Origin of the sequence: Pseudopedobacter sp. (assembly GCF_040392825.1) — a bacterium.
Classification (GTDB): domain Bacteria; phylum Bacteroidota; class Bacteroidia; order Sphingobacteriales; family Sphingobacteriaceae; genus Pseudopedobacter.
On the sequence record NZ_JBEBVH010000019.1, the window covers coordinates 1 to 26,258 of the forward strand.

The 26,258-nt window shown below is 37.1% G+C and carries 19 protein-coding genes; 7 read left to right on the forward strand and 12 right to left on the reverse strand.

Annotation, left to right across the window (positions count from 1 at the left end; translation table 11 throughout):
- Positions 1 to 56: 56 nt before the first annotated feature.
- Positions 57 to 1,172, forward strand: a complete 1,116-nt coding sequence (locus ABWO41_RS02485; RefSeq protein ID WP_353132916.1) for a Fic family protein — start codon at positions 57 to 59, stop codon at positions 1,170 to 1,172.
- Positions 1,173 to 1,278: 106 nt separating this feature from the next.
- Here the strand turns inward: ABWO41_RS02485 and ABWO41_RS02490 are convergent, their stop codons facing one another.
- Complete coding sequence (locus ABWO41_RS02490) at positions 1,279 to 2,991, reverse strand: glycoside hydrolase family 3 protein (RefSeq protein WP_353132919.1); 1,713 nt, start codon at positions 2,989 to 2,991, stop codon at positions 1,279 to 1,281.
- 15 nt (positions 2,992 to 3,006) lie between these two features.
- A complete protein-coding gene (locus ABWO41_RS02495) occupies positions 3,007 to 4,209 on the reverse strand; it encodes an MFS transporter (protein ID WP_502945626.1) in 1,203 nt (400 codons plus the stop codon).
- 90 nt (positions 4,210 to 4,299) lie between these two features.
- Between ABWO41_RS02495 and ABWO41_RS02500 the strand changes: the two genes are divergently transcribed.
- Positions 4,300 to 5,286: a hypothetical protein gene (locus ABWO41_RS02500; protein ID WP_353132922.1), complete on the forward strand. Its 987-nt coding sequence runs from the start codon at positions 4,300 to 4,302 to the stop codon at positions 5,284 to 5,286.
- 85 nt (positions 5,287 to 5,371) lie between these two features.
- Here ABWO41_RS02500 and ABWO41_RS02505 read toward each other — a convergent pair whose 3' ends face one another.
- From ABWO41_RS02505 to ABWO41_RS02515, 3 genes are all read right to left on the reverse strand, one after another.
- Entirely contained in the window at positions 5,372 to 5,989 is a 618-nt protein-coding gene (locus ABWO41_RS02505; RefSeq protein WP_353132925.1) for a rhomboid family intramembrane serine protease, read from the reverse strand.
- Between the two features lie 9 nt (positions 5,990 to 5,998).
- Complete coding sequence (gene polA, locus ABWO41_RS02510; RefSeq protein ID WP_353132928.1) at positions 5,999 to 8,791, reverse strand: DNA polymerase I; 2,793 nt, start codon at positions 8,789 to 8,791, stop codon at positions 5,999 to 6,001.
- 287 nt (positions 8,792 to 9,078) lie between these two features.
- On the reverse strand, positions 9,079 to 10,209 hold the full coding sequence (locus ABWO41_RS02515; RefSeq protein WP_353132931.1) for a hypothetical protein: 1,131 nt from the start codon (positions 10,207 to 10,209) through the stop codon (positions 9,079 to 9,081).
- 36 nt (positions 10,210 to 10,245) lie between these two features.
- Between ABWO41_RS02515 and ABWO41_RS02520 the strand changes: the two genes are divergently transcribed.
- Positions 10,246 to 11,262, forward strand: coding sequence for a dipeptide epimerase (locus ABWO41_RS02520; protein ID WP_353132934.1), 1,017 nt, complete (start codon positions 10,246 to 10,248; stop codon positions 11,260 to 11,262).
- 167 nt (positions 11,263 to 11,429) lie between these two features.
- Positions 11,430 to 12,941 carry a glutamate--tRNA ligase gene (gene gltX / locus ABWO41_RS02525; protein ID WP_353132937.1) on the forward strand — a complete coding sequence of 504 codons (1,512 nt, stop codon included), beginning with the start codon at positions 11,430 to 11,432 and terminating at the stop codon, positions 12,939 to 12,941.
- A gap of 162 nt (positions 12,942 to 13,103) precedes the next feature.
- Here the strand turns inward: gltX and ABWO41_RS02530 are convergent, their stop codons facing one another.
- A complete protein-coding gene (locus ABWO41_RS02530) occupies positions 13,104 to 14,384 on the reverse strand; it encodes a replication-associated recombination protein A (RefSeq protein ID WP_353132940.1) in 1,281 nt (426 codons plus the stop codon).
- A gap of 250 nt (positions 14,385 to 14,634) precedes the next feature.
- Here ABWO41_RS02530 and ABWO41_RS02535 point away from each other — a divergent pair, with 250 nt between their 5' ends.
- On the forward strand, positions 14,635 to 16,728 hold the full coding sequence (locus tag ABWO41_RS02535; RefSeq protein ID WP_353132943.1) for a carboxy terminal-processing peptidase: 2,094 nt from the start codon (positions 14,635 to 14,637) through the stop codon (positions 16,726 to 16,728).
- A 73-nt stretch (positions 16,729 to 16,801) separates the two neighbouring features.
- On the opposite strand, the gene ABWO41_RS02540 is transcribed toward ABWO41_RS02535, so the two are convergent.
- From ABWO41_RS02540 to ABWO41_RS02565, 6 genes are all read right to left on the reverse strand, one after another.
- Complete coding sequence (locus ABWO41_RS02540) at positions 16,802 to 18,286, reverse strand: gluconokinase (protein WP_353132946.1); 1,485 nt, start codon at positions 18,284 to 18,286, stop codon at positions 16,802 to 16,804.
- The gene (locus ABWO41_RS02545; protein ID WP_353132949.1) at positions 18,277 to 19,296 is read right to left on the reverse strand and encodes an NAD(P)-dependent oxidoreductase; all 1,020 of its coding nucleotides are present in this window, start codon (positions 19,294 to 19,296) and stop codon (positions 18,277 to 18,279) included. The genes ABWO41_RS02540 and ABWO41_RS02545 overlap by 10 nt, the downstream gene beginning before the upstream one ends.
- 139 nt (positions 19,297 to 19,435) lie before the next feature.
- Positions 19,436 to 20,365, reverse strand: coding sequence for a hydrogen peroxide-inducible genes activator (locus ABWO41_RS02550; RefSeq protein WP_353132952.1), 930 nt, complete (start codon positions 20,363 to 20,365; stop codon positions 19,436 to 19,438).
- Positions 20,366 to 20,454: 89 nt separating this feature from the next.
- Positions 20,455 to 22,296, reverse strand: a complete 1,842-nt coding sequence (gene glmS, locus ABWO41_RS02555; protein WP_353132955.1) for a glutamine--fructose-6-phosphate transaminase (isomerizing) — start codon at positions 22,294 to 22,296, stop codon at positions 20,455 to 20,457.
- 61 nt (positions 22,297 to 22,357) lie between these two features.
- Positions 22,358 to 23,746 (reverse strand): DUF4270 domain-containing protein, encoded by a 1,389-nt coding sequence (locus ABWO41_RS02560; protein WP_353132958.1) that lies wholly within the window; start codon positions 23,744 to 23,746, stop codon positions 22,358 to 22,360.
- 21 nt (positions 23,747 to 23,767) lie between these two features.
- Positions 23,768 to 24,595: a glycogen/starch synthase gene (locus ABWO41_RS02565; RefSeq protein WP_353132961.1), complete on the reverse strand. Its 828-nt coding sequence runs from the start codon at positions 24,593 to 24,595 to the stop codon at positions 23,768 to 23,770.
- Positions 24,596 to 24,735: 140 nt separating this feature from the next.
- On the opposite strand from ABWO41_RS02565, the gene panC reads away from it, so the two are divergent.
- The gene (panC, locus tag ABWO41_RS02570; protein WP_353132964.1) at positions 24,736 to 25,575 is read left to right on the forward strand and encodes a pantoate--beta-alanine ligase; all 840 of its coding nucleotides are present in this window, start codon (positions 24,736 to 24,738) and stop codon (positions 25,573 to 25,575) included.
- A 34-nt stretch (positions 25,576 to 25,609) separates the two neighbouring features.
- On the forward strand, positions 25,610 to 25,960 hold the full coding sequence (gene panD, locus ABWO41_RS02575) for an aspartate 1-decarboxylase (protein ID WP_353132967.1): 351 nt from the start codon (positions 25,610 to 25,612) through the stop codon (positions 25,958 to 25,960).
- Positions 25,961 to 26,258 lie beyond the last annotated feature (298 nt).

Consider the following 26,258-nt stretch of genomic DNA (forward strand, 5'->3'; position numbering starts at 1 on the left):
GAGAATCAATAGGTTTTGTTAATTGTTTTATGTTTATTTGATGTAAACAAATTGATATGGACTATAATCTAAATGACGCCATACAATATCATTATGGCAGTTTCCCTCCAAAAAATATAAACTATAATTTTTTTATACAAGAGCTTATTAATGCGACCGATGCATTGGCCAGGTTTGATCAAATGCTCAAAAATCTACATAATAATGAAATTTTATTAGCGCCATTAAGAAATCAAGAGGCAGTTCTTTCTTCCAGAATAGAAGGTACAATTAGTACAATGGATGAAATATTGCAATATGAGGCTGATGATGACGGAACTGATAACTTAAATTTCAGATCGGATGTCGTGGAAACCATTTTGTATCAAAGAGCATTAAAGAATGCGCAAAGTGCTTTAGAAGATGGATATGAGTTTTCAATAAATTTTATTCGACAAATGCATCAACAATTACTTTTTTGGGGTCGTGGTTCTGTAAAGTCGCCGGGGGAATTCAAAAGAGAACAAAATTACTTGGCAGATAAAGCAAAAAGGAAGATTCAGTTTGTGCCAATAAGTCCAGAAAAATTGATGGAAGGATTGGAAAATCTATTCATGTTTATTGGAAAAAGTCCGGAGCCTCCTTTAATTAAAACTGCTATAATGCACTTGGAATTTGAAGCTTTACACCCCTTTCAAGATGGAAATGGTAGAATTGGCAGAATGCTTATTACGCTTCTTCTATGGCGGTCTGGAATTTTATCATATCCACATTTTTATATCAGTGGCTATTTTGAAGATAATAAAGATACGTATATAGAAGCAATGAGAGAGGTTTCAAAAACAGGAAATTGGAATGAATGGATTAAGTTTTTTCTAATTGCGGTTGAAAAACAAGCAATTTTAAACTTACAAATAGCGGAGAATATCAGAAACCTATATGAAAACCTTAAACAGGAGTTTTCAGAAATTTTATCTTCAAAATGGAATCTAACAATACTGGATTTTATTTTTACTTATCCAGTATTCAGAAGTAATAAATTTGTACATAATACAGGAATTCCATCTGCTTCTGCAGCTACTATTATTAAAAAGCTTGTAGAGAAAGGTTTCCTTTTCCCCAAAGAGGAAGCAGCCGGAAGAAGAGCTGCATTATATTCTTTTGAACCATTAATGAAATTAGTAAGAGTTTAAATTCTAATATAGTCCATTGTCAATAAATGTTTTATGCGGTTACCCGAATAATGATAATAAAACACTATTTGTAGTAAAATCTTTCGAAAACGTGGATATTGAGATTTTACTTCATCTGAATCCCATCTCCATATTTAAAAAAGGCATTTATGCTTACCGGCAACCTGCCACTGGCTTTATGTGTACCCAAAACAACTTTTGCGGCTGATAATTGTATTTCCGGCATATTTTGATAACCAACAACTATAGATGCTGATTTTTCAAAGCCCGGTATTCCGGCAATGGTGTATGGGTTGGCAAATAAGGCCGCAATGGTATTTTTAGTAGAAAACTCTGATATAAATTGAGTGAGGTGGACACTATAATCTAGCTTGCTTGCCGGTCGCAATCTGCTATCTATAATTGCCATAATAATTTGGTCATATTGCTTCATGTTATTTCGGATAATACCTAACTCAACCTCGTTAATGGTTTTAGGAATATTGATAACTGTAGCACCTGGTTTAATTTTCTTTAGCGTATTAGAGAATGTTGTATTGGACCCAGATCCAATATTTAAAATAACTGTTTTTCTAACAAAATCATTTCTTAGAGGAAAAGCATTGGTTCCTTTTAATACCGTAACCGAAGCATCTGCCAATTGCTGAATTAATGCTTTGGATTCACTTCTGTTCAGATCATTGTATAAGTTTGTCAGACTAACTTCTTTTTTACTATTCAACCCCATCCAATATTTTGCAGCCAGGACTTTCTTTACCTTTTCTTCCACTTCTTTTACTGGTATTTCTTTATGTCTGATTGCTTTTCGCAGCATTTTTATAGCTCTTTCTGTATCTTCTGAAAGTTCGATTACGTCTAATCCGGCAAATAAAGCTTTAACATCAGCCTGGCCGTTCGGGAAGTATTTAATCGCCCCCTTCATTTCCATTGCATCTGATACTACCAGGCCTTTAAAGCCAAAATCGTTTTTTAAAATCCCTGTAACAATAGGTCTTGAAAGTGAAGAAGAAAGATTTGGAGTAGGGTCTAAAGACGGAATATTCATATGCCCAACCATAATTCCGGTTGCCCCGTTGGCCATTAATTTTTTGAAAGGATACATTTCTAAAGTATCCAGTCGGGCTCTGGTAAAAGGAAGTTTTGGCAAATCGTAATGTGAATCTACATCTGTATCTCCGTGTCCGGGAAAGTGCTTGGCAGTAGTAAAAATACCGTTGTCCTGCATTCCTTTCATGTAGGCAATTCCCTTATCAGCAACGTTGTATTTGTTCTCTCCAAATGAACGGTAGTTAATTACAGGATTGTTGGCATTGTTGTTCACATCAACAGTTGGGGCGAAATTAATATGCATTCCTATTCGTTTGAAGTCCTTTGCAACTTGTTCGCCCATATTATATATTAGCTGATTGTTCTGTATAGCACCCAATGTCATCTGGTAAGGGTACGAAATTGTGCTGTCTAAACGCATCCCTAAACCCCATTCAGCATCCATAGCGATCATGAGCGGAACATCTACAAGCTTTTGATATTCATTCGTCAGAATGGCTTGCCTTACTGGTCCGCCCTGAAAAAATACCAATCCGCCCACATTATTTTCTTTTATTTGTTTGGCAACTTTATCAGCATATGCTCTGTCTTTATCAGAATGGGCCCTTAGCATAAACAGTTGGCCTATTTTCTCTTTATTAGATAACGATTTATATACAGAATCTACCCAGGCGTTGCTTTTATTTAGCTGGTCAATGAAAGATTGCCTTTTCTGAGCGTAACTTGTTAATGCGATATAAGAGAAGAATAATATTAAAACCGATTTTTTCATCTGTAATTAAAGATTCTATTTATTGATAAATTTTAATTTGTCCCTTTTATAGTTAAGAAGATAGCATAATGCAAGCAAGTTTGCAGCACCTGCTCCATAAAAAATATAGGGTATTCTTTGCAGTACATCCTGAAAGAAATAACCGGCAAAAAAAGCCCCTAAACCAATTCCTGCTTCCAAAGCAATGTACATTGTTGCTATAGATTTTCCCCTTTTATCTTCATCACTTAAATCTACAGCCCAGGCAGAAATTGCAGGAGAAAAAGTTCCAGTTGCAAAACCATAGATGACAGATCCGGTTAATAAGCCTGTTGAAGTTTGCCAGGCAGCCATCCAAACAATAGAAATACAAAGTAAAACTAAAGAAACTATAAGCACCGGAATTCGTCCATAGCGGTCGGCGACCTTTCCCGCCAAAAGTCTAACACAAATAGAAGCAATGGTGAATACCATAAAGAATAATCCTTTGTTTTGTATACCTATAGATTCGCTCCAATCCGGAATAAGCGTAATCAGTGTTCCGTAGCTTACATAGCTGAAAAGTGTTACCCAAAATACAGGCAGCGCTTGCTTATTAATGATTTCGTTTTTTCCAATCTTCAAAACGGCAGGACTAAACTTTTGTTTTACCTTTAAAGTCTCTTTCATGTTAAAAATAATAGCGATGGAAAGAAAGGCAAATAAAGAAGAGATATAAAACAAGGTGTTTATTGAAAAATATAGTGTAATACTGCTTCCGATAGCTGGTCCAATGGCCATCCCGATAGAAAAGCATAAGCCATGAAATCCCATCGCTTCGCCCCATCTGTTTTTAGGAATAATGTCTGCAATATAAGCTGCGGTGGCGGTAGGTTTAAAACCTGTAGAAAAGCCATGAATCAATCTCAAAAATAAAAATCCTGAAACGCTGGCTAAAACTGGATAAAGAAATCCGCAGACAAAACAGACTAAAGAGCCCACTGCCATAACAGGAACACGCCCGATTTTATCGGTAAGCTTTCCGCTGAATGGTCTCGAGATGCCCGCGGTAAGTGTAAAAAGGGCAATGATTAAACCTTTATGTTCTGCTCCGCCTAAACTGCTCAAATATGATGGTAACTCGGGAATCAACATGTTAAAGCTTGCCGAAAAGAGGAAAGAACTTAAACACAGTAAAGAAAATTGTAAGGTGTAGATAGATTTCTGCTCGCTGTAATCCAATGCTTTATTCAATTTCAACAAAAATACATATTATAACAGAGTCAGGTATTACAAAAACATGATTTTTACTTTTCGCAGATTGTAAAAATGCTTGTGTACTTTTGGGCCATGGAACCAAATCTATATCAGCCTTTTGCCAATATGTCTTTCGACAACAGTCATTGTTTTTTAAGTGGCGAGAAGTTAGGGTCGACATCTGAGAAAATGAACGTTTTTGGTGATTGGTTAATAAAAAGATACCAACTGAATGAACGTCCGTTTAAAATGCTGGATGAAAGTATGCTGAGCTATGCTGATATTGATGTTCCTTGTTCTGCAGTAGTTAAAGAGACTTTTGAGGATTTAGAAAAGGCTATAGAGAATGCTTTTCTTGGAGGATATGAAAAAGTCTGTCAATTAGATGAATTGAAACTTTTTCAATGGACAGCAAAAACGGTTTATGGGATTATATTCAGAGAGATACAATCTGCGATTGTTTCGCAAAGCAGAAACGGCGAAGGATTTCATATGTCGCAGGGGTTAGTTCATAAGTTTGGTATGTTGCATGCCATGTTGCAGTCTGTGATTAAGCCAATTCATTTTGACGGATTTAAACCCTGGAGTATTTTTATTTGTCCGGTAGATAATTTAGAGAATGAATTTTCTTATCGTGACGAAATCAATACCCTAACTTTTTCTTTGAGAATGAACGATTTTGGGATTATTCTTTGTCTTCAAGATAACGGTGTGAATAAAGTCTATCATGAAGAAGTCTGGAATAAAATACAAGGAAAAAAATTGCATCCTATTCAATTTGAAGAGCTCTGTGGAAAGATTTATTATTCGGCTTATCTTTTTAACCGTCTGCCAGAATATCACATTATGCCAACTCCTGATGGGGTATATTTGGATGCTTCTCCTTTACGTGGAATGAATTCTAAACCACTATTTGACGATTGGCAGAACAAAACATATGGACAGGTGCTGGAAAATTTCTGGAAAAAATGGGGCTTTCTGTTGCTGGAGATTATCAAAAATCCGGAGAAACCGATAAGTTACTTGTTTGATGATAATGGAGATTTTGTAAATGCAACGAGTATTAATCTAGAGCGCTAAGACAAAGAGTCCGCAAAAACACACACAAATGTGTATTTTAAAGTGTCTGCTTGTTTTTAACCTTTGTTAAATATTCGATGGTTCGCTAAAAAATACTTCCAATTTCTCCCAGGAAATGCGAGATAACCTGTGGATACAATAAAATAGTGATGATTATTCCCGCAATGGCACCAAAAAAATGAGCGTCGTGATTAATACCATCACTGGATCTTTTTCCGGCATAACTTGTATAGGCTAAAAATATAATTCCGTATAAGATGGCTGGAATGGGTAATGGAATTGGGAAAATAATCAGCGAACTAAAAGGGAAAAACAATATAGAGCTAAATACTACGGCGCAGACAGCTCCGGATGCACCCAGACTATGATATCCATAATGATTTTTATGCTTTTGAATAGAAGGCAAATCACAAAGTATTAAGCTACCCAGATAAAGCAATGCAAACTGCCAATGCCCAATAATCCGTTCTAAATTAAAGGCAAAGAAATAGAAAGAAAGCATATTGAATAGCAAATGGCTCCAATCTTTATGAATAAAACCGTTTGTCAATACCTGATAGATATTTTTACCACGTGACACGCTATATGGATGCAACATTAATTTGCCGAAAATATTTGGCTTGTTAAACGTGTATATACTTAATGCGATGGTAATTGCGAAAATAACCGCAGCAACAGGAGCTGTATTTAATATAGAAAGCATAAAATTAAATTAATGGGCTTCTAACCAGTTCAAACCTTCGCCAATTTCAACCACAATAGGAACTGAGGTTTTAATAGCATTTTTCATTCTATCCATAATAATTTCCTTTACAGCGTCTTTTTCAGAAATTAAAACATCAAAAACCAATTCGTCATGTACCTGCATAGTCATTTTAGACTGCAGTTTTTTATCAGTAAGATCTTTGTGGATATTCAGCATTGCAATTTTAATCATATCTGCCGCAGAACCTTGTATTGGTGCATTAATAGCATTTCGTTCGGCAAAGCCCCTAACTGTTGCGTTTGCAGAGTTAATATCTCTCAGATATCTTCTTCTTCCCATAATCGTTTCTACATATCCGTTTTCACGGGCGAAGTTCATGGTATCAGACATGTAATTTTTTATACCGCTATATTGGATAAAATAATTCTCAATAATTTCTGCAGCTTCTTTTCTTGGAATTCCCAATGTCTGAGACAAGCCGAAAGCAGATTGCCCATAAATGATGCCGAAATTAACCGCTTTGGCATTTCTTCTTTGATCGGATGTTACTTCTTCCAAAGCCACACCATAAACTTTGGCAGCAGTGGCTGTGTGGATGTCTAAACCTTTAGAAAATGCATCCAACATATTTTCTTCTTTACTGATTTCAGCAATAATCCTTAATTCTATCTGAGAATAATCGGCAGAAAGCAAAATGTGATTTTCGTCTCTTGGAATAAAAGCCTTTCTTACTTCTCGCCCTTTCTCGGTACGGATAGGAATATTCTGTAAGTTTGGATTGTTGGAACTTAGTCTTCCTGTCGCTGCAACAGCCTGATTATATGAAGTATGGACACGGCCTGTTTTAGGGTTAATCATTAAGGGAAGTGCATCTACATAGGTAGACTTCAGTTTTTGCAGCTGTCTGAAATCCAGAATATCTCTTACAATGTCTGATTTACTGGCTAATGCCAAAAGAACATCTTCACCAGTTTGATACTGGCCTGTTTTTGTTTTTTTAGCTTTAGGATCTAATTGAAGCTTATCAAATAACACCTCTCCCAGCTGTTTCGGAGAGGCTATATTAAAATGATGTCCAGCCTTTTCATAAACTGTTTGCTCCAGTTTTGCTATATCATGCTGCAGCTCTCGGGAAAACTTAACCAATTGTTCCACATCAATTTTAACTCCCTCCTTTTCCATATCGCCCAGAACGTTAATTAATGGGTTTTCAATTTCTCTGGCTAATTTCTCTGCTTTTGCATCAATTAAAAGCGGCTCAAAAACTTGTTGGAGCTGTAAGGTTACATCGGCATCTTCTGCGGCATAGTCGGTTATCCTGGTAATTTCAATGTCACGCATATTTAATTGGTTTTTCCCTTTACCAATTAACTCTGTAATAGAGATAGGTGTATAACCTAAATAATTCTCGGATAAGACATCCATGTTATGCCTTGTATCCGGATCTAAAAGATAATGTGCCAGCATGGTGTCAAAGAATTCACCTTTGAGGTTAATTCCATACCATTTTAGAATGATGAAATCGTATTTAAGGTTCTGGCCAATTTTTCTAATGCTTTCACTTTCCAGAAATGGGCGAAGTACTTCTAAAAATTTCAAAATGCCTTGCTCTTCTTTTGGAACTGCAATGTAATATGCTTCTCCAGGAATGTAAGCAAAAGACAAACCTACTAATTCAGCATTATTGGCATCCAAACCAGTCGTTTCTGTATCCATAGAAACTGCTTTCTGCTGAAGTAAAGTCTCGGCCAGCTTTTTTAAATCGTCCAGATTATCTATTAAGATGTAATTATGAGGTGTATTGCTGATATTCTTTCCGGGAATAATATCATTTACAACTGACGGTTTTTGAACAGGCTGATTGCTTTCCGAAATATTTCCAAAAAGATCCATTTGTCCGTTGGTTGGCCTTGCTTCTGCTACGCTAAAAGATTCTCCGAAAACCCGTTTCCCAAGTGTTCTGAACTCTAATTCTGCAAAAAGAGGCTCCAGCATATCTTTAGAAGGTTCTTTAATTAGAAAATCTTCTTCATGAAATTCAACTGGTGCGTCTAATAATATAGTCGCCAACCGCTTAGATAAGATACCTTGTTCGGCAAAATTCTCTACATTTTCTCTTTGCTTGCCTTTAAGCTGGTCGCTGTTTGCGATAATTTCTTCTACCGATCCGAATTGTTTGACTAAAGCTTTCGCTGTTTTTTCCCCAATTCCCGGGATGCCCGGAATATTATCTACTGCGTCGCCCCAGAGCCCTAAAATGTCTATTACCTGATGCACATGTTCAATTTCCCATTTCTCTAAAACCTCTTTAACGCCTAAAATTTCCATCTCGTTACCCATTCTGGCTGGTTTATAGATAAAAATATTCTCCGAAACCAGTTGTGCGAAGTCTTTATCCGGAGTCATACAATAAACAGTATAACCTACTTTTTCTGCTTGTTTCGCTAAGGTTCCAATCACGTCATCGGCTTCATAGCCATCAGAAGTGATTACCGGAATATTAAATCCTTCAATCAATTTCTTGACATAAGGCAAAGCGACAGCTAAGTCTTCCGGCATAGCCTGCCTGTTGGCTTTGTAAGCTTCGAAACCCGTATGTCTTTCCGTTGGTGCTTCGGTATCAAATACTACTGCCATGTGAGTAGGGGTCTCTTTTTTTAGAACTTCTAATAAAGTATTCGCAAAACCCATTACAGCAGAAGTATTAATTCCTGTAGATGTAAATCTTGGGTTTTTGCTTAACGCAAAATGAGCTCTGTAAATCAAAGCCATTCCGTCTAAAAGAAAGAGTTTTTTCATTTGATATTGTTTTATGCGCCGCAAAAGAGCAACGAATTCCAAATTTAAAAAAATTGTAGTGTGGAGGGGGATTTTATTGATTTTTTAATAATAGGCATTTTCATTGATTACACCAATTTAGACAATGTTGCCCTCAGACGCTTGACAAAACCAATAAGCAGCTTAATTTTATAGATAAAACGGGTAAAACTCGTCGTATGAGTGATCCGGAATTGTGTAATCCTAAACTATTATCTATTATAAATTATAAAAGAACTTTGAGCTTTTCACGTTTAGCTTTCTGCATCTTAATATTGATTATAAAATCTCGTAATTGCCGATGTAGCCTGATTATAAATTGGCTTCGTAAACTCTAAAAATAAAGCTTGCGGTGGCGGTGGCACAACTTCTTTTTTTCTGCATAAAGCTAGTTGTTCTTTAGATAAAGCTTTTTCATCACCACGATAAGAAGCCCATGAGTCTGTCCAAACAAAAGTTCCCGGCATTTTTTGCTGGTTAACAACCCGGTTTGTTCTTGCGTCCAAAATAGTCATATCCAGCTGACCTCCAGAGCTGATGGTTTTATCGAAAATAGAAAGCCTGGCCTTTACTGTAGCATAAACAGGTCTTTTTTGATCTGTGTGGCCAACAAGTACATTTTCTTTTTTAATTTCTTCAACCCGTTCTTTCACGTAGGTCTGTCCTACAACAAAATCATCAAAGCTTAAAATCATGATATGGTCTGGCTGAATTTTTTGCCTCCGGGCATCCTCAGGCCTGAAAAACATAACGAAATTTTTCGTCTCGTAATTTGCCATAAACTCATCCAGTTTGGATTGAAAGTAATCATTAGACAGCTTATAAAGATTAGAGTTTACCCTTACCGGATTCACAATTACTTTCACCGCCGCAGCATAATAAGCCTCATTTAATTTTAACTTTACGTCTTTATAATTTGGGATAAAATAATCGGCTAGTTCAAAATACCTGTAAGCTACTTTGGCCGACTCTCTGTTTTTTTCTTTTAATAGTTTATCTGCTGCTGCGTACCGTTCTTCTGCCGCCTGAGAGCGGGCATAACTTAACTCCGAGTCGTAAAACTTAGTATCTGGTATGATGTTCTGGCAGCTTGGGCAACTTTCTATCGCTTCTGACAACGCATTTAAATCTTCATAGTTGTAAACAATCTCATCCCATTTAAAGGCGGCATTAGAATAACGGGCTTGTTCTATTTTTCTTAAGTGGTTTTTAACGGCAAGGTCATACGCTGCGGAAAGTGTCTGTCCAGATTTTGCATGTGTACCGTTGCTTTTTAATCGCTTCACAGCAGTAAAAACGGCATTGTCGTAGTCTCCTTTTTCTAATAATTTTGTTCCGCTGCTACAAGATTGAAGCGCTACACCTAAGGCTATAAAATAAAACAAGGCCTTCTTTATCATATAAATCTTATTATATATTTGTTAGGACGAAGTTACATGAAGATAAGTTACAAATTACTAAATCTCGAACTAAAATTTCCTTTCAACATAGCGAAGTTTTCAAGAACCAGTACACCTGTTTTACTGTTAGAAATTCGCTATGAAGAATTTAGAGGTTTAGGGGAAGCTTCTATGGTTCCTTATATGGGAGAAAATTTCGATACCGCAATCGCATTCCTTAATCAGGTCGATTTTACCAGATTTTCTTTTCCGTTTGATATGGACGAAATTATAGCCTATCTGGATGATATAGCTCCGGGGCAGCCGGCCATTAAAGCAGCGATAGATATGGCATTGCATGATTTAACAGGTAAAATAGAAAATCGCCCATGTTTCAGATTATTTAAGGCCGATTCGCGGAAAATGCCATTAACAACTTATACTATCGGTATTGATACCCCGGGAATAATTGTTAAAAAGGTAGAAGATGCATTATCTCACAACTTTAAACTGCTTAAGATTAAGCTAGGCCGCGATTCTGATAAGCTATTGATAGACACTATTCGTTCTGTTACAGACTTGCCTTTGTATGTTGATGCCAACCAGGGGTGGGAAGACCGGATAAAAGGTGTAGAAATGACCTATTGGTTACAAGAACAAGGTGTTTTATTGATAGAACAGCCAATGGACAAAGCAGATATAGATGGTAATGCGTATATCACAGCAAACAGTCCAATTCCGATCATCGGAGATGAGGCGGTACAGCGTTTGGCAGATGTAGAAAAAGCGCATGGAATTTATCATGGAATAAATGTGAAGCTGATGAAGTCTGCGGGAATGTATGAGGCTTTTAAAATGATAAAGAAAGCCAGGGAACTCGATATGAGTGTTTTGATAGGCTGTATGAGTGAAACCAGTATAGCCACTTTGGCTGGTGCAAGTTTGGCTCCGCTATGCGACTTTGCCGATTTGGATGGACCATTTATGACCTTAAATAATCCTTTTAAACAACCAGAATTTCAGGAAGGGAGATACGTTTTAAGCGAGAAGCCCGGATTGGGAGTTGAAAACTGAGATTCATTTCTGATCCCTGAAGAGGTCAGGTGTCACAGATCGTGTATCTCTTCATACACATCTTTTGTCTCAAATCTCATGTTTAATGTACTTTACATTAAACTTTAATAAATGTAACTTTGCAATCCCAAAGCCAAAAGGCTTTTTTTAATCTTTCAGGAATCACGATGGACAAAAAAGTAAGAGTAAGGTTTGCTCCAAGTCCCACAGGAGGGCTTCATATCGGCGGTGTTAGAACCATTTTATTCAACTATATATTTGCAAAAAGAAATAACGGCGATTTTGTATTAAGAATCGAAGATACAGATCAAACCCGTTACGTTCCGGGAGCAGAGGAATATATCATTAACTGTTTAAAATGGTGCGGTTTAAACCCCGATGAAGGGCCACATATTGGTGGAGATTTTGCTCCTTATCGTCAAAGCGAGAGAAAACCTATCTATAAGCAATATGCCGAAGAATTGATTAAAAATGGATATGCTTATTACGCTTTTGATACTCCAGAAGAACTGGAAAATGCAAGAAATACGATAGAAAATTTTAGATACGACAAATCTACCCGAATGTCGTTAAGAAACTCTCTGACGCTTCCGGAAGAAGAAGTTCAAAAATTATTGGCTCAAAATGTACCACATGTGGTTCGCATAAAAGTTCCTGAAGATCAGAATATTCATTTTACAGATTTAATTCGTGGCCATGTTAGTTTCGATAGCAATGAAGTTGATGATAAAGTGCTTTTAAAAGCCGATGGTATGCCAACTTACCACTTAGCTGTTGTTGTTGATGATTATCTGATGAAAATAACGCATGCTTTCCGTGGAGAGGAGTGGCTTCCTTCTGCTCCTATCCATATTCTTCTATGGAAATATTTGGGATGGGAAGAAGACATGCCGGAATGGGCACATTTACCGTTAATTTTAAAACCAGACGGGCATGGAAAATTAAGTAAGCGTGACGGAAAACGCTTAGGGTTTCCTGTATATGCTATGAACTGGACAGATCCGGCCACACAAGAATTGGCAGAAGGATTTAAAGAAGTTGGTTTCCTGCCGGAAGCTTTTTTGAATATGCTGGCTATGTTGGGTTGGAATGACGGAACGGATCAGGAACTGTTTTCATTAGATGAGCTTTGCGAAAAATTCTCTTTAGAAAGAGTAAATAAAGCTGGTGCGAAATTCGATTATGAAAAAGCAAAGTGGTTTAATGCAGAATGGATTAAAAAATCTTCGGCCAAAAGTTTATACCCTTACGTAAAAGACGTATTTGATGCTAAAGGTATTCAAACCAATGAAGAACATTTGATCCAGGTTATCGATATGGTGAAAGAACGCTGCATCTTATTACCGGATTTCTATCAGCAAGCTGCTTTCTTCTTCGAGGCGCCACAAAATTATGATGTAGACGCTGTGAAACCAAAATGGAACTCAGACAAAACTGCTTTTTTTGAAGCATATATTCATCAGATCGAAGCTGGCGAATTTGCAGATGCTGTGGCTTTGGAAGCAGAATTTAAGCAATTAGCAGCAGACAAGGGGTTAAAGATAGGCGAAGTGATGCTGCCTTTCAGAATTATGCTGGTGGGGGGAAAATTTGGCCCTCAGGTTTTTGATATTGCTTTAGCTTTAGGAAGAGCAGAAACTATAAAAAGGATAGAAAAAGCGTTGCCTTTATTTCAATAATTGAATTTTTAACCGTAAAGGGCGCTAAGAAATCATAAAGGACACAAAGCACAAGAACTTTGTGTCCTTTCTTTTTGTGAAATATTCAGTTAAACTATAAACGTCTCTTTTCAAACTTCGCGCTTGTCTCTACATCTTTATGGTTAAAAGACGGTTGAAAAATCAGTATTTATACCTTCTCTGCCATAAACTTTTCAATCTTTCCAAAATCTTTAACTCAGCCGGATTCTTCTGAGGTTTATATAAAGTCGTTCCACTTAATTTTTGAGGGAAAAACTCTTGATCTACAAAATTTCCTTCATATGCATGAGCATATTTATACTCCTCTCCATAACCAATATCTTTCATCAATTTAGTCGGAGCATTTCGTAAATGGAGCGGAACCGGCAAATCTCCTGTTTGTTTAACCAAAGCCTGAGCCTGATTAATGGCTTCATAAGCGGCATTGCTTTTTGCCGAGCTTGCCAGGTAAGTCACCGTTTGTGATAAAATAATCCTTGATTCAGGAAAACCAATAACATTAACTGCCTGAAAACAATTATTTGCCAATAATAGTGCATTTGGATTCGCATTTCCAATATCTTCTGATGCTAAAATTAGTAGTCTTCTGGCGATGAAAGAAGGATCTTCTCCACCTTCAATCATTCTGGCTAGCCAGTAAACAGCAGCATTAGGGTCGCTTCCCCGAATAGATTTAATGAAAGCCGAAATAATGTCATAGTGTTGTTCACCAGCTTTGTCGTATAATGCCATATGTTGCTGAACATTGGCCAATACAAATTCATTGGTAATCTCCACTTCATCTCCCGGAGCGGCATTAACAAGCAATTCAAAAATGTTGAGTAATTTTCTGCCATCTCCGCCAGATAACCTCAGCAAAGCTTCGGTCTCTTTCAATGTAATCTTCTTTTCCTGGAGAATAGGGTCTATGGCTATGGCCCTGTTTAACAATCCCAATAAATCATCTTCGCTCAGGTTCTCCAAAATGTAAACCTGACACCTGGATAGTAATGCTGATATTACTTCAAATGAAGGGTTTTCGGTAGTTGCACCAATTAAAGTAACATAACCGCGTTCTACTGCACCCAGTAAAGAATCTTGCTGAGATTTAGAAAAACGATGGATCTCGTCTATAAATAAGACCGGAATAGGGTGTCCGGCTTTTTTGTACATTTTGGCTTTTTCAATAACGTCTCTAACATCTTTAACGCCCGAATTAATGGCGCTTAAAGAGAAAAAAGGTCTATCCTGAGATTCTGCTATAATGAAAGAAAGCGTTGTTTTTCCAACACCCGGAGGCCCCCAAAAAATCATACTTGGAATATTGCCGCTGTCAATTGCTTTCCGTAAAACAGCTCCCTGCCCAACAAGATGTTTTTGACCCGTATATTCATCCAAAGTTTTTGGACGCATTCTTTCTGCTAAAGGTTCTCTAGTTATCAAAGCTCAAAAATTATCAAATCGGATAAAGTTAACAAAAAGACTAAAATATTTAGCATTTTAAATGTTTCTAATTATCAGAAATTTTAAGATAATTCCCTATATCTTTTTACAATAAAAAAACGAAAATCTTATTAAACAGTTATTCTTTAAATCTATTGTTCGCTAATTTTTGTTTAGTTTTAGGCATTATTTTTAGATAAATTACGTTTAGATGTATACCTCCTACACAAGGTTCGGAAAATTTAAATATATGTTAAAGAAAGTATTCTCGGGGTTGTTAATTGCATTGGCCATTTCATGTACCGCCACGCCCCGTATAGACAAAGAAGTTGCAGGATCTAATAATCTTAAGCCAGATCCGCAACAAGGTGTGATTGCGAAAGATATTTCTGAACTTTTAACATCGTACACTTACAAGAAAGTTAATTTAAATGATTCCATATCCAATCTGATATTTGACAGATATATCAAAAACCTGGATCCGAATAGAATTTATTTTTTGGATGAAGACATTAAGGAATTCGAAGCTTTTAGATTCCAACTGGATAACGATTTAAAAGCGGGAGATTTATCAGCACCTTTCTATATTTTCAATGTGTACCAGAAAAGGTATAATGAAAGACAGAATTTCTCTGTTAATTATTTGACTAAAGGAGATTTTGATTTTTCGAAGAAGGACGAATATGTTTTTAGTCGCGAAAAGAAAGCTTATTTTAAAGATCTTAAAGAGAGCGATGCGTACTGGACAAAGAAAGTTAAATACGATTTTCTGAATCTGAAACTTGCGAAGAAGGAGCCGACAGAAATAAAAACTACATTAAAAAAGCGTTACGAAAACCTGATTTCGCAAGCTAATAAAATTAATGGACAGGACGTATTCCAGCTATTTATGACTGCTTTTACCGATTCGGTAGATCCGCATACTAATTACTATAATCCTAGCAATGCTGCTAATTTTAATATCGATATGGCGAGATCGCTGGAAGGTATAGGTGCTACTCTGGCTATGGAAAACGAGTTTGTAACCATCAAAAGTGTTGTTACCGGGGGCCCTGCAGATAAGAGTAAACAGCTAAAAATTGATGATAAGATTATTGGAGTAGCTCAGGGAAAAGATGGCGAGTTTGTTGACGTTATCGGTTGGAGGCTTGATAATGCCATAGCCTTAATCAGAGGAAGTAAAGGCACAATTGTAAGATTGAAGATATTGTCTAAAGATCAGGATATGTCTGCAACGCCGAAGATTGTATCTATGGTTCGTGAAAAGATTATTCTGGAAGATCAATCTGCAAAAAAAGTGATCAAAACAGAGGTTAGAGGAGGAAAAACGTATAAATATGGAGTTATAGAAATTCCTGCTTTTTATGCGGATTGGAAAGCGATGCAGTCTGGAGACAGAAATTATAAATCTACAACCAGGGATGTGAGAATTATTCTGGATAGTCTGAAAAAAGAAAATGTTGATGGTGTAATCATTGATTTAAGAACAAATGGAGGAGGTTCCTTATTGGAAGCTATTGAGCTAACAGGTTTGTTCATTAAATCTGGACCTGTGGTTCAGGTAAGGGATCTTAGAAACCGAGTAGAAGTAAATAGAGATGAAGACGAAGGAATAGCTTGGAATGGCCCGTTAGGAGTTATTGTAGACAGATTCAGTGCTTCTGCGTCTGAAATCTTTGCCGGAGCCATCCAGGACTATGGGCGGGGAATTATTATTGGCAATACAACTTATGGTAAAGGAACGGTGCAGTCTGCATTGCCAATGTCGAGAATAAATCCAACGTTAGGAGATAAAGGAGGTCAGATAAACCTGACAACAGGTAAATTCTACCGTATCAGCGGAAGCTCCACTCAACATAAAGGTGTTACCCCCGATATTGAGTTTCCAACTATTTTTCCGGCAGATAAATATGGCGAGAGTTCCGAACCATCTGCATTGCCTTGGGATGAAATAAAAAGCAGCAATTACGCAAAGGTAGAAGATCTTTCTGCTAAAATTCAAGCATTAAAAGCAACACACGATGCCAGAATGAAAACTAATAAGGAATATCAGTTTTTGTTGCAGGATATAGAGGAGTTTAAGGACATGGATAAAGAAAAACCACTTCCTTTGAATGAAGCAGACCTAAAAAAGCAACGTGATGAACAGGAGGCCAAGAATCTGGCTAAAGAGAACGAAAGAAGGGTTTACAGGGGTTTAGAGCCTATAGTGAAAAATGACTCTAAAACTAAAGAGGAAGATGGAGCTAAAGTAGAAGCGAAACCTAAAGAGGATAAATTTGATTTTATCCAATCAGAATCTGTAAAGATTATGACTGATTATATTCTTTTAAATAAGGAGTAAACAAACTAATCGAATAAAAAGAAGGCTTCGGGAATTTACTCCGGAAGCCTTCTTTTTTTAATTATTTATCCTATTACAATGTCAATGTTGCATGTTCTTTATACAAAGGAGCCAATGTTTCGCGAACCTTTTTAAAGAATTGATACCGTTGATCGTGAATCGGAACCACTTTTTCGTCAGGATATATACTGATATTGCTTTTATTCATTTGCTCGTCGAGGATTGTAATATCCTGATACCGTCCATCTGCTACAAAGGCAAGCATGGCACTTCCAACCAAGGCGACCTGTTCTCCAGAAGGGATATTTATGGGTAATCCTAAAACGTTAGCAAAAATCTGCGGCCAGGGTTTTATCTGTGTGCCCCCGCCTCCCATGCGTAATTCGCTAATTTGTAAGTTGTTTTCCTTTAATGCATCGTAAAGATAACGCATAGAATAAGCTACACCTTCCAGCACAGACCGGGCCATATCTGTTTTGCTATGATACTGGCGTAAACCAAAGAAAACACCAGAAGCGTAAGGGCCTGTTTTAGAATCTCTTTCGCTGGTTAAATAGGGGAAACAAAGTAGCGGAGCGTCAGTGCCGATATGCAGCATATTGGTATCTTGTATATCTACATCAAACAGGCTGTTGCGCAGCCAATTTATAGGTAATGCAGCGTTGTTAAGCGCGCCCCCATTTAAGAACGTGTGTTCGTTTAATGCGTATGGTTGAATGCGTTTATTGTCGCTTTTATCAAATGCAGGAATAGTTCCGGGTACTCTTAGCATAGCAGATGTACCAACGTTTATTATTCCAACTCCCGGCTTTAATGCGCCTAAACCAACAGCTAACGCAGCACCATCATATACACCTAATAAAACTTTTACTCCTTGTTTCAGGCCCAATTCCTGTCGCAGGTTTTCTTTTAAAGAGCTTAAATAGTTGGTACCATCTTTTATTTCGGGAAATTGAGTTGCAGATAAACCTATGCGGCTTAGGAGAAAGTTATCCCATGTTTCCTGGTGTATATTATATATTTGGGTAGCAGCAGCCGTACTCAGGTCAGTGGCAAACTCACCTGTTAGCCATTCAAACAAAAATGCCTTGCTATCTGTAAAATATTTAGCTTTTTGAAGGACTTCCTTTTCTTTAGTTGAGAAATAGAACAGACGGGCCAACAGGTAGGGGCTCATCAGTGGACAGCCTGTCAGGGCATATAAGTCTACGTCAGAATACGTGTCGAGGAATGCATTGAATGTTCTCTGAGAGCGAATATCTGTGAGCAATGTAAGACCGGTAACCGGTTTCTTCTGTTCATCAAGCAACATGAGGCCAAACTGATAAGTAGAACTTACAATATATTTAACCTCGTCGGCAATGCCGCCAGCAAGTAGCTCTTTGCTAAGAGAAAGAATAAGCTTTTTAAGCTCTTCCGGATTATGTTCGGCTCCGCCGGCTGTACTTGTAACAACAGGTACAGCTACGGAGCGTAAATTAAGAATTTCACCATCTTCGTTTACTAAACCAACTTTGAGGTTGGTAGTGCCCAAATCGATGGTTAATGCTATTGCCATACTCTTCTGTGTTCTTTCTGTAAAACCTCGGGATTAGCCATTCTTCCCGGAACTCCATTTTTTTGAAAAACAGATACAGAATCATCAACACAGGTTTGGCCCATTCCATGAAGAGATTCCCAGCTGTATCCACCTAAGTGCGGGGTAATGATTGCATTATCTAATTTTGTTAGTCTATGATTACCGTCAATAGGTTCCCCTTCCACTACGTCAGTCGCATAAGCGCCTAAGGAACCGTTTTCCAAAGCATTACATAAAGCATCTTCGTTTACCAGTTCACCACGGCAGGTATTCACCAATACAGTACCTTTTTTCATGCTGTCAAATTGAGCCTGTCCCAACATTCTTTTGGTTTCGTCTGTAAGCGGGCAATGAAATAATATCGCACTTGATTCTCTTATCAATTCATCTAAAGGAACTTCTTTAGCACCAAATTCAGCAAATCTTTCTTTGGCAATATAAGGATCAGATGCAACCACATTTGCCCCAAAACCTTTAGATAAGATTTCTGCACTGCGAGAACCAATATTACCCAAGCCTATAATGCCGATAGTTTTTCCCTTCAATTCTATCCCTATCATTCCAGAACGTGTAGACCAGGCACTATTTTTTACAGCTTGTGCCCCCTGTACTACTTTTCTTGCTCCTGCCAGTAGTAACGATACAGCATACTCAGCGACAGCTTCTTTCTCTACAATACCCTCTACTCTGGATACCATTATGCCGAGCTCTGTAGCAGCTTCCAGGTCAACGTTATCGCACCCGATGCCATGACGAACTAATAAAACCAGATTTTTACATTGTTCTAATGTTCCCCTGGGAATTTTAGGAGTAACACTCGCTATAATTCCATCAGAATCTTTAAGTTCTTTCGCTAAGTCATCAGCATTAATGTCTGCAGGAACGGTGATATGTTTTAGATCAGCGAATGATTCCAGAGTGGCAATATGATCCGAAAAGTGTTTTCCGAAAGTACTTGAGTTCAGAATGGAGATAAGTGGTCGCTTCATTTTTATGATATTGTTTTTTAGTTAAATAGTTAAAACCCTAAAGTTATTAAATAGCTTAGCTAAAACAAAAGCCGTATTTGTGTTTTTACGTAAACGATTTCGTTATTTTTTTAATAGCTAATATCTTGTTTTACAGTTGTTAAATAGCAACTATAGATTTTTTGTTTTTTGAACGCATACTATTTGGAACACTTTCTAAAATTTCATTTTCTAATGCGTCGATTGTTCTTTTCTTGATGAAACTTGCATGGGTAACGATACTGATTTCCCGACTTGGTTGCGGTGTTTTAAAATACCGTACTTTGTCTAATTGCTCTACAGAGAAATCCTGTAGGCTTAACTCAGGTAGAATAGTCATTCCCTGGTTAAGATCTACCATTCTGATTAGAGTCTCAATACTTCCGGTATTGTATTCTAAATTTTGCCCTTCCGATTTTTTACGCTGACAAATATTTAGTACCTGATTTCTTAAGCAATGCCCTTCATTTAGCAGCCATAGCTCGTCAATATTTAAATCTGTCAGTTCCAGTGTCCTTCTCGGGAATAAAGAACTCTCTTCCGAGATATATGCTACAAAGTTCTCATAGTATACAGGCCGCTCCACAATAGCTGGTTCATCCAAAGGTGTTGCTAATATACCGCAATCTAACAGGCCATTTTTTAATTTACTAATTATATTCTCCGTAGTCAGTTCCGAGACATAGAGCTTTACTTTTGGATATTTCTCCATAAACTTGCCCAGAACTTTAGGTAATAAGAATGGAGCAATAGTAGGAATTACACCAATTCGAAGTTCTCCGCTTATCTCATCTTTACGCTCATTGATGATTTCATTAATTTTATAGGATTCCTGTAATACCTTTCTGGCTTGCGTAATTACTTCTGCTCCAATTTCTGTGGGTATGATAGGTTGTTTTGTTCTATCAAATATCTTAATATCCAGTATTTCTTCCAGTTTTTGTACCTGCATACTCAGCGTAGGCTGTGTGACAAAGCATTTTTCAGCAGCTTTAACAAAACTTTTATAAGTGTCTACCGCTACGATATATTCAAGTTGGACTATAGTCATGCCGATAAATATAGATAAAAACTATTGTAAAAATAAAGGAGCATAGGCTATATGCTCCTTTATTATCAAATATTGACAATACAATAGATTTATTCTACTGTAACAGATTTTGCCAGATTTCGAGGCTGATCGACATTACATCCTCGCATAACAGCAATGTGATAGGAAATCAATTGTAGCGGAATTGTCGCTAATAATGGTAAGAAGGCTTCATCTGCATGCGGAATTTCTATCGTATAATCTGCCATTGCAGTTACTTCGGTGTCACCTTCGGTCACGATAGCTACTACTCTACCTTTTCTTGCCTTTACTTCCTGAATGTTGGAAATTACCTTTTCATAAGATGAATTTTTCGTAGCAATTACGATTACAGGCATTTCTTCATCAATAAGAGCAATTGGCCCATGTTTCATTTCTGCGGCAGGATAACCCTCGGCGTGAATATAAGATATCTCTTTTAGCTTTAGAGCGCCTTCTAAAGCTACAGGGAATCCGGTTCCTCTACCTAAGAAAATACAATTTCTGGAATCTTTTAATCCTTTAGCTATTTCAATAATCTGCTCATTAGTTTTTAAAGCCTCTTCTACTAATGACGGAATAGTTTCCAATTCAGTTAATAAAGAAATAAGCTTACTTTGAGAAATGGAACCTTTAATCTGGGCAATGTACAAGGCTATTAGAGTAAGTACAGTGACCTGGGCCGTAAATGCTTTGGTAGAGGCTACGCCTATTTCCGGCCCCGCGTGAGTATACGCACCGCCATGTGTCAATCTTGGTATGGACGAACCTACCACGTTACAAATTCCTAGTAACGTAGCGCCTTTTTCTTTTGCCAGTTCAATAGCTGCCATAGTATCGGCAGTTTCACCAGATTGAGATATGGCAATAACGATGTCGTTTTCGTAAATAACAGGATTTCTATACCTGAACTCAGAAGCATACTCAACTTCTACCGGAAGCCGGGCAAATTCTTCTATCAAATATTCCCCCACTAAACCTGCATGCCATGACGTGCCGCAGGCGACAATGATAATCCTGTTGGCATTCCTGAGTTTTTCTGAATATTCAACTAAACCGCCTAATTGTACTTTTCCTTCAAGAGGATAAATACGGCCTCTCATGCTGTCGTAAATAGAACGCGGTTGTTCGTAAATCTCTTTTAGCATGAAGTGATCGTAACCGCCTTTTTCAAGCATTTCCAGCTTTAGTTCCAATTCCTGTATATAAGGGGTTTGAACGATATTGTCGATACTTTTTATAAGCAGTTCATCTCTTTTTAAGTACGCAATTTCGTTATCATTTAAATAGATTACGTTTTTAGTGTACTCTACAATTGGAGTGGCGTCGGAAGCTATAAAATATTCATTTTTTCCTACACCAATTACCATTGGACTCCCTTTTCTGGCTGCTATAAGCTCTGCAGGATTATCTTTATCCATAATTACGATAGCAAAAGCACCGATAACCTGATGTAAGGCAACTCTTACAGATTCCTGAAGCGAAAGATTTTCCTGAGTTTGAATGTCTTCAATTAAATGAATCAATACTTCTGTGTCTGTATCACTCTTAAAGACATGTCCTCTTGAAATTAACTCTTCTTTAAGAGGGCCATAGTTTTCAATAATTCCATTATGAATTATTGCTAATCTTTCGTTTCCGGATTGATGAGGATGCGAATTTCTGTCGCTGGGTTCTCCGTGGGTAGCCCATCTGGTATGTCCCATACCGATGCTTCCCGTAACGTCTTTCCCTGCAACAAAATCTTCAAGGTCTTTTACTTTTCCCGCCTTTTTGTAGATGTTTAGCGAGTTTTGGTTGTTCATGAGGGCTACCCCAGCACTGTCATATCCACGATATTCTAGTCTGTGTAGTCCTTTAATTACTATAGGAAAGGCCTCTCGGCTCCCTATATATCCGACTATTCCACACATAGATTAATATTTTGTAGTTTGGTGGGACTAAACTACAAAATATTGTATTTAAATGTGTTGATTATTTTAAGTCGGAATAATAAATCTTAAGTTTTACTTTATCAGGAGAACTGCTGGCACCACCTAAAAGTACAGATCTTCCCGGAGCATTTAATCTGCCGGTTCTGCCATAAAAATCATACGTGGTGATATAGGTTCCATAGTTTGGATGTTTCTTTCTGAATAAATCCTGAATGTAACCAGTGACATTAATGACGTAAATTTTCTTAGTAGAATTGTATACGCCGCCTACATATCCTGCGCCTAAATATCTGGCATCTGATGGATTTTCATCCGGAATCAATGCAGGTTGATGTGCTAAATCCCAACTATAAATCCTAAGCGCAGACAGAGGTGTTAATGAAGTTTGCTGCGGTTCCTCTGCTGTAAAGATTAACTCAGCCCGGTTAATTGCAAGATTTTTTCCCAGTCTCTTAAGACTGTCCAGGTAAGGGAACTCTACTTTAATCTTGGTTCCTGCTAAACCTTTTAAATATAACTTCTCGTGATTTTTAGCTGGATTATCTAATGTTGTTCGGGCAGGAGTTCCGGTATTTTCCCATTTTACCTCTGTAGCAGCAGTACCTGAGCTACCTGCTATAGGAAATGAAATACTGGTGGTATCTTGTTTGTCTTCAGAATTGGTATACCTGTAATAAATCTCTAAACGTGAAGCTCCTTCTGTATAAGTATCCAGAGAAATGGCTCCGCCATTTGCTGGTGCAGAAATTTTATCTATAGATAAACGTAAGCCTTTAAAGTGGTTTGCAAAAAGCTGACTAGTGGATAACGTTGCGGAGTCCAGGCTCAGTATATTGTCTACAACGAATTGATTATTTAAGGGTATTCTGAGTTGAGGAGCTATTTTTACGATGGAATCCTGATGACCATATAAATTAATATTCAGGCTGTCATTATATGCAGGGAAAAACTCCTTCGAACCCACAATTGCAGCATTTACATTCCATTCTTTATTCGTATAGAATACCTTTTGCTTTGTTGCGCTATACAAAGTTTCGTTAAGCTGATTAACATTTACTTTGTATTTCAGGCTATCTCCATATAAGGGAGAACTGCTGGAATAAGACATTACCAGAACCGCCGAATCCAGAATTGGATTCGTACCGAATGAAACGTTGCTTGACGGCAATGTTAAAGCAAAGACAATATTTGAAGTTGTTTCACCAAATTCATCATCTTTCATATAAGCCAGAACACTCCTTTCGGTATAGTTACTCGCAACGCTGTCTTCTTTAATGAGTTTGGTGAATACTGTACTGGAGTCAACAATACTGGAATTCAATAAGATATCTGGTTCAATATCTAAACCTATACCATCTGGATTATTACAGCTGCTTAAAGCAAAAAGACTTATTAACAGGGTCAATAAGTCTATATTTTTCAATTTCATTAACAGAACGATCTAAAATTTTTAAACGGTCGCAGAGACTAAATCATCTGACGCAATTTCTTGATAAAAATTGTAATAATTTTCGTAATCCAAAGAAGAATTGTAATCTAAAATTGGTTTTTCCGATTTTTTAACAAAATTTAACACGTCTTCATTTAGATTTTCTGCACCATAAACTACCGCATCAGAATATTCTATTGCAGCTTTATTAATTGCTGTTACAGTTGCGTCTGTATAAGAGGTTACATCATCATGTTGCATTCCTTTCATTACCGCTTTTGCTGCAAAGTCTTTCCCTAAAGACTCGCTAAATGAATCTTCATATACAGAGTATATAATTTTAGCGTCTTTGAAAGTTGGGTCGTCTTTATAAATCGTTCTTAAATAAGCTGGAACCAAAGAGGTCATCCAACCATGACAATGTACTACATCCGGAGACCAGCCTAATTTTTTTACAGTTTCTAAAGCTCCTTTACAGAAGAATATTGTTCTTTCATCATTGTCTTCGTAGAATTTGCCTTTCGCATCATTGAAAACATGCTTACGCTGGAAATAATCTTCGTTATCTAAAAAATATACCTGCATTCTTGCAGCAGGGATAGAAGCTACTTTAATAATTAATGGATTATCATTTTCCGCAATCACAATATTCATCCCTGATAATCTTATTACTTCATGCAATCTGTTCCTTCTTTCATTGATGTTACCAAAACGAGGCATAAGAATCCTTATTTCTAATCCTTTGTCTTGCATGGCTTGTGGTAACTGTCTGGTAATTTCTGAGATTTTTGTTAGTTCTAGAAACGGCGACATTTCATGAGTAATGAACAAAAGCTTTGTTTTTCCCATCTCCTAATCTTCTAAGTTTTTGTCGAAAAAAAATAAATTTCTAGTGCAAAGATAAGCATTATATTAAATATAATCAATCATTTACACAAATGCCTTTGTAATGTGTTACAAAATTTACAACTTAGCCCCCTAAAAAAAAATTGAAAATACTTAATACTAAAGTCGAGTTAGTCCGGGAAATTAACCAGCTTAAGAGTAAAGGTTTAAGTATAGGCCTGGTGCCAACTATGGGAGCTTTACACCAGGGCCATTTATCTTTGATTGGCGAATCTAAAAAGAGGGCTAATATTACTGTAGCCAGCATATTCGTTAATCCAACCCAGTTCGATAATCAAGAAGATTTAGTAAACTATCCAAAACCTATTGAGGAAGATATCAGAAAACTGGAATCAGCCGGATGCGATATATTGTTTAATCCGGAAGTTGAAGAAATGTACAAAGATCACGAAGTTTGGGATTATGAAGTCGGAGATTTAGACACCAAACTGGAAGGGGAACTCCGTCCCGGTCATTATAAAGGCGTCACCCAGATCGTTTATAAACTCTTTAAGGCAGTAAATCCGGATATCGCCTTTTTCGGACAGAAAGACTATCAGCAATTTTTGGTAATCAGTAAAATGGTCAAAGATCTGGCATTACATATAAAATTGCAGCTTTGTGATATTGTAAGGGAACCAGACGGTTTAGCTATGAGCTCCAGAAATGTAAGATTGAATAAAGAAGAAAGAGATATTTCAGTTGTCTTATATAAAGCTTTGGAATATATAAAACAGCATTATACCGAACTTTCTTTACAAGAGCTTCAGCAGAATGCAGCCCGTTTTTTTGAAAAGAATCCATTATTGAACCTGGAGTATGTTAAGATTTGCGATAAAGAAAGCTTAGATCTGTTGCAAGAGAAATCACCGAATGGAGCAATTGCTTTAGTTGCCTGCTTTGTAGGCAAAGTTAGGCTGATAGATAATATGATAATCCCATAACTTTATTTTTAATTGTATTCCTTAAATTTGTGTCATGGTAATAGAAGTGTTGAAGTCAAAAATTCATAGAGTTCGTGTAACACAAGCTGAATTGAATTATGTAGGTAGTATTACTATTGATGAAGATTTAATAGAAGCTGCCGATATAATACCAAATGAAAAAGTTCAGGTGGTAAACAATAATAATGGAGCTCGCTTCGAAACTTATGTGATTAAAGGAGAGCGAGGTTCCGGAACAGTGTGTTTAAATGGTTCCTGTGCCCGTTTGGCGCAAGTAGGAGATATATTAATTATTATGTCCTATGCGCATATGGAAAAAGAAGAGGCTAAATCTTATATGCCTTTATTGGTGTTTCCAGATGATAACAATAAATTGATAAAGTAAGGATAATAGAAAGATATATGAAAGCCAAAATCTATTTTGATTTTGGCTTTTTTATTTTCTCTGCTCAATTAATATTCTGTTTAACTAGAAAATTAGCATCATTGCGTAATTCTGACCAGAGGGAATAACCCTATATAAAGCGTATGACTTTATGATGGGATGCATTAATACACTCAGCAGGACGAGACCAGGAATGGTTTCTGCATTAACTTGTTGTCTCTAATGTATATGTAAAGAACTGAAGAATTAGCGTTAGATTTCCCAGTTTTATCAATAGCTTGTATGGACCTTCTTCGGG

What these genes read in the sequence shown, in the direction of transcription:
- ABWO41_RS02485 (WP_353132916.1), top strand. Translation starts at nt 57, where the DNA reads ATGGACTATAATCTAAATGACGCCATACAATATCATTATGGCAGTTTC.
- ABWO41_RS02490 (WP_353132919.1), bottom strand. Translation starts at nt 2,991, where the DNA reads ATGAAAAAATCGGTTTTAATATTATTCTTCTCTTATATCGCATTAACA.
- ABWO41_RS02500 (WP_353132922.1), top strand. Translation starts at nt 4,300, where the DNA reads ATGGAACCAAATCTATATCAGCCTTTTGCCAATATGTCTTTCGACAAC.
- ABWO41_RS02505 (WP_353132925.1), bottom strand. Translation starts at nt 5,989, where the DNA reads ATGCTTTCTATATTAAATACAGCTCCTGTTGCTGCGGTTATTTTCGCA.
- polA (WP_353132928.1), bottom strand. Translation starts at nt 8,791, where the DNA reads ATGAAAAAACTCTTTCTTTTAGACGGAATGGCTTTGATTTACAGAGCT.
- ABWO41_RS02515 (WP_353132931.1), bottom strand. Translation starts at nt 10,209, where the DNA reads ATGATAAAGAAGGCCTTGTTTTATTTTATAGCCTTAGGTGTAGCGCTT.
- ABWO41_RS02520 (WP_353132934.1), top strand. Translation starts at nt 10,246, where the DNA reads ATGAAGATAAGTTACAAATTACTAAATCTCGAACTAAAATTTCCTTTC.
- gltX (WP_353132937.1), top strand. Translation starts at nt 11,430, where the DNA reads ATGGACAAAAAAGTAAGAGTAAGGTTTGCTCCAAGTCCCACAGGAGGG.
- ABWO41_RS02535 (WP_353132943.1), top strand. Translation starts at nt 14,635, where the DNA reads ATGTTAAAGAAAGTATTCTCGGGGTTGTTAATTGCATTGGCCATTTCA.
- ABWO41_RS02540 (WP_353132946.1), bottom strand. Translation starts at nt 18,286, where the DNA reads ATGGCAATAGCATTAACCATCGATTTGGGCACTACCAACCTCAAAGTT.
- ABWO41_RS02545 (WP_353132949.1), bottom strand. Translation starts at nt 19,296, where the DNA reads ATGAAGCGACCACTTATCTCCATTCTGAACTCAAGTACTTTCGGAAAA.
- ABWO41_RS02550 (WP_353132952.1), bottom strand. Translation starts at nt 20,365, where the DNA reads ATGACTATAGTCCAACTTGAATATATCGTAGCGGTAGACACTTATAAA.
- glmS (WP_353132955.1), bottom strand. Translation starts at nt 22,296, where the DNA reads ATGTGTGGAATAGTCGGATATATAGGGAGCCGAGAGGCCTTTCCTATA.
- ABWO41_RS02560 (WP_353132958.1), bottom strand. Translation starts at nt 23,746, where the DNA reads ATGAAATTGAAAAATATAGACTTATTGACCCTGTTAATAAGTCTTTTT.
- ABWO41_RS02565 (WP_353132961.1), bottom strand. Translation starts at nt 24,595, where the DNA reads ATGGGAAAAACAAAGCTTTTGTTCATTACTCATGAAATGTCGCCGTTT.
- panD (WP_353132967.1), top strand. Translation starts at nt 25,610, where the DNA reads ATGGTAATAGAAGTGTTGAAGTCAAAAATTCATAGAGTTCGTGTAACA.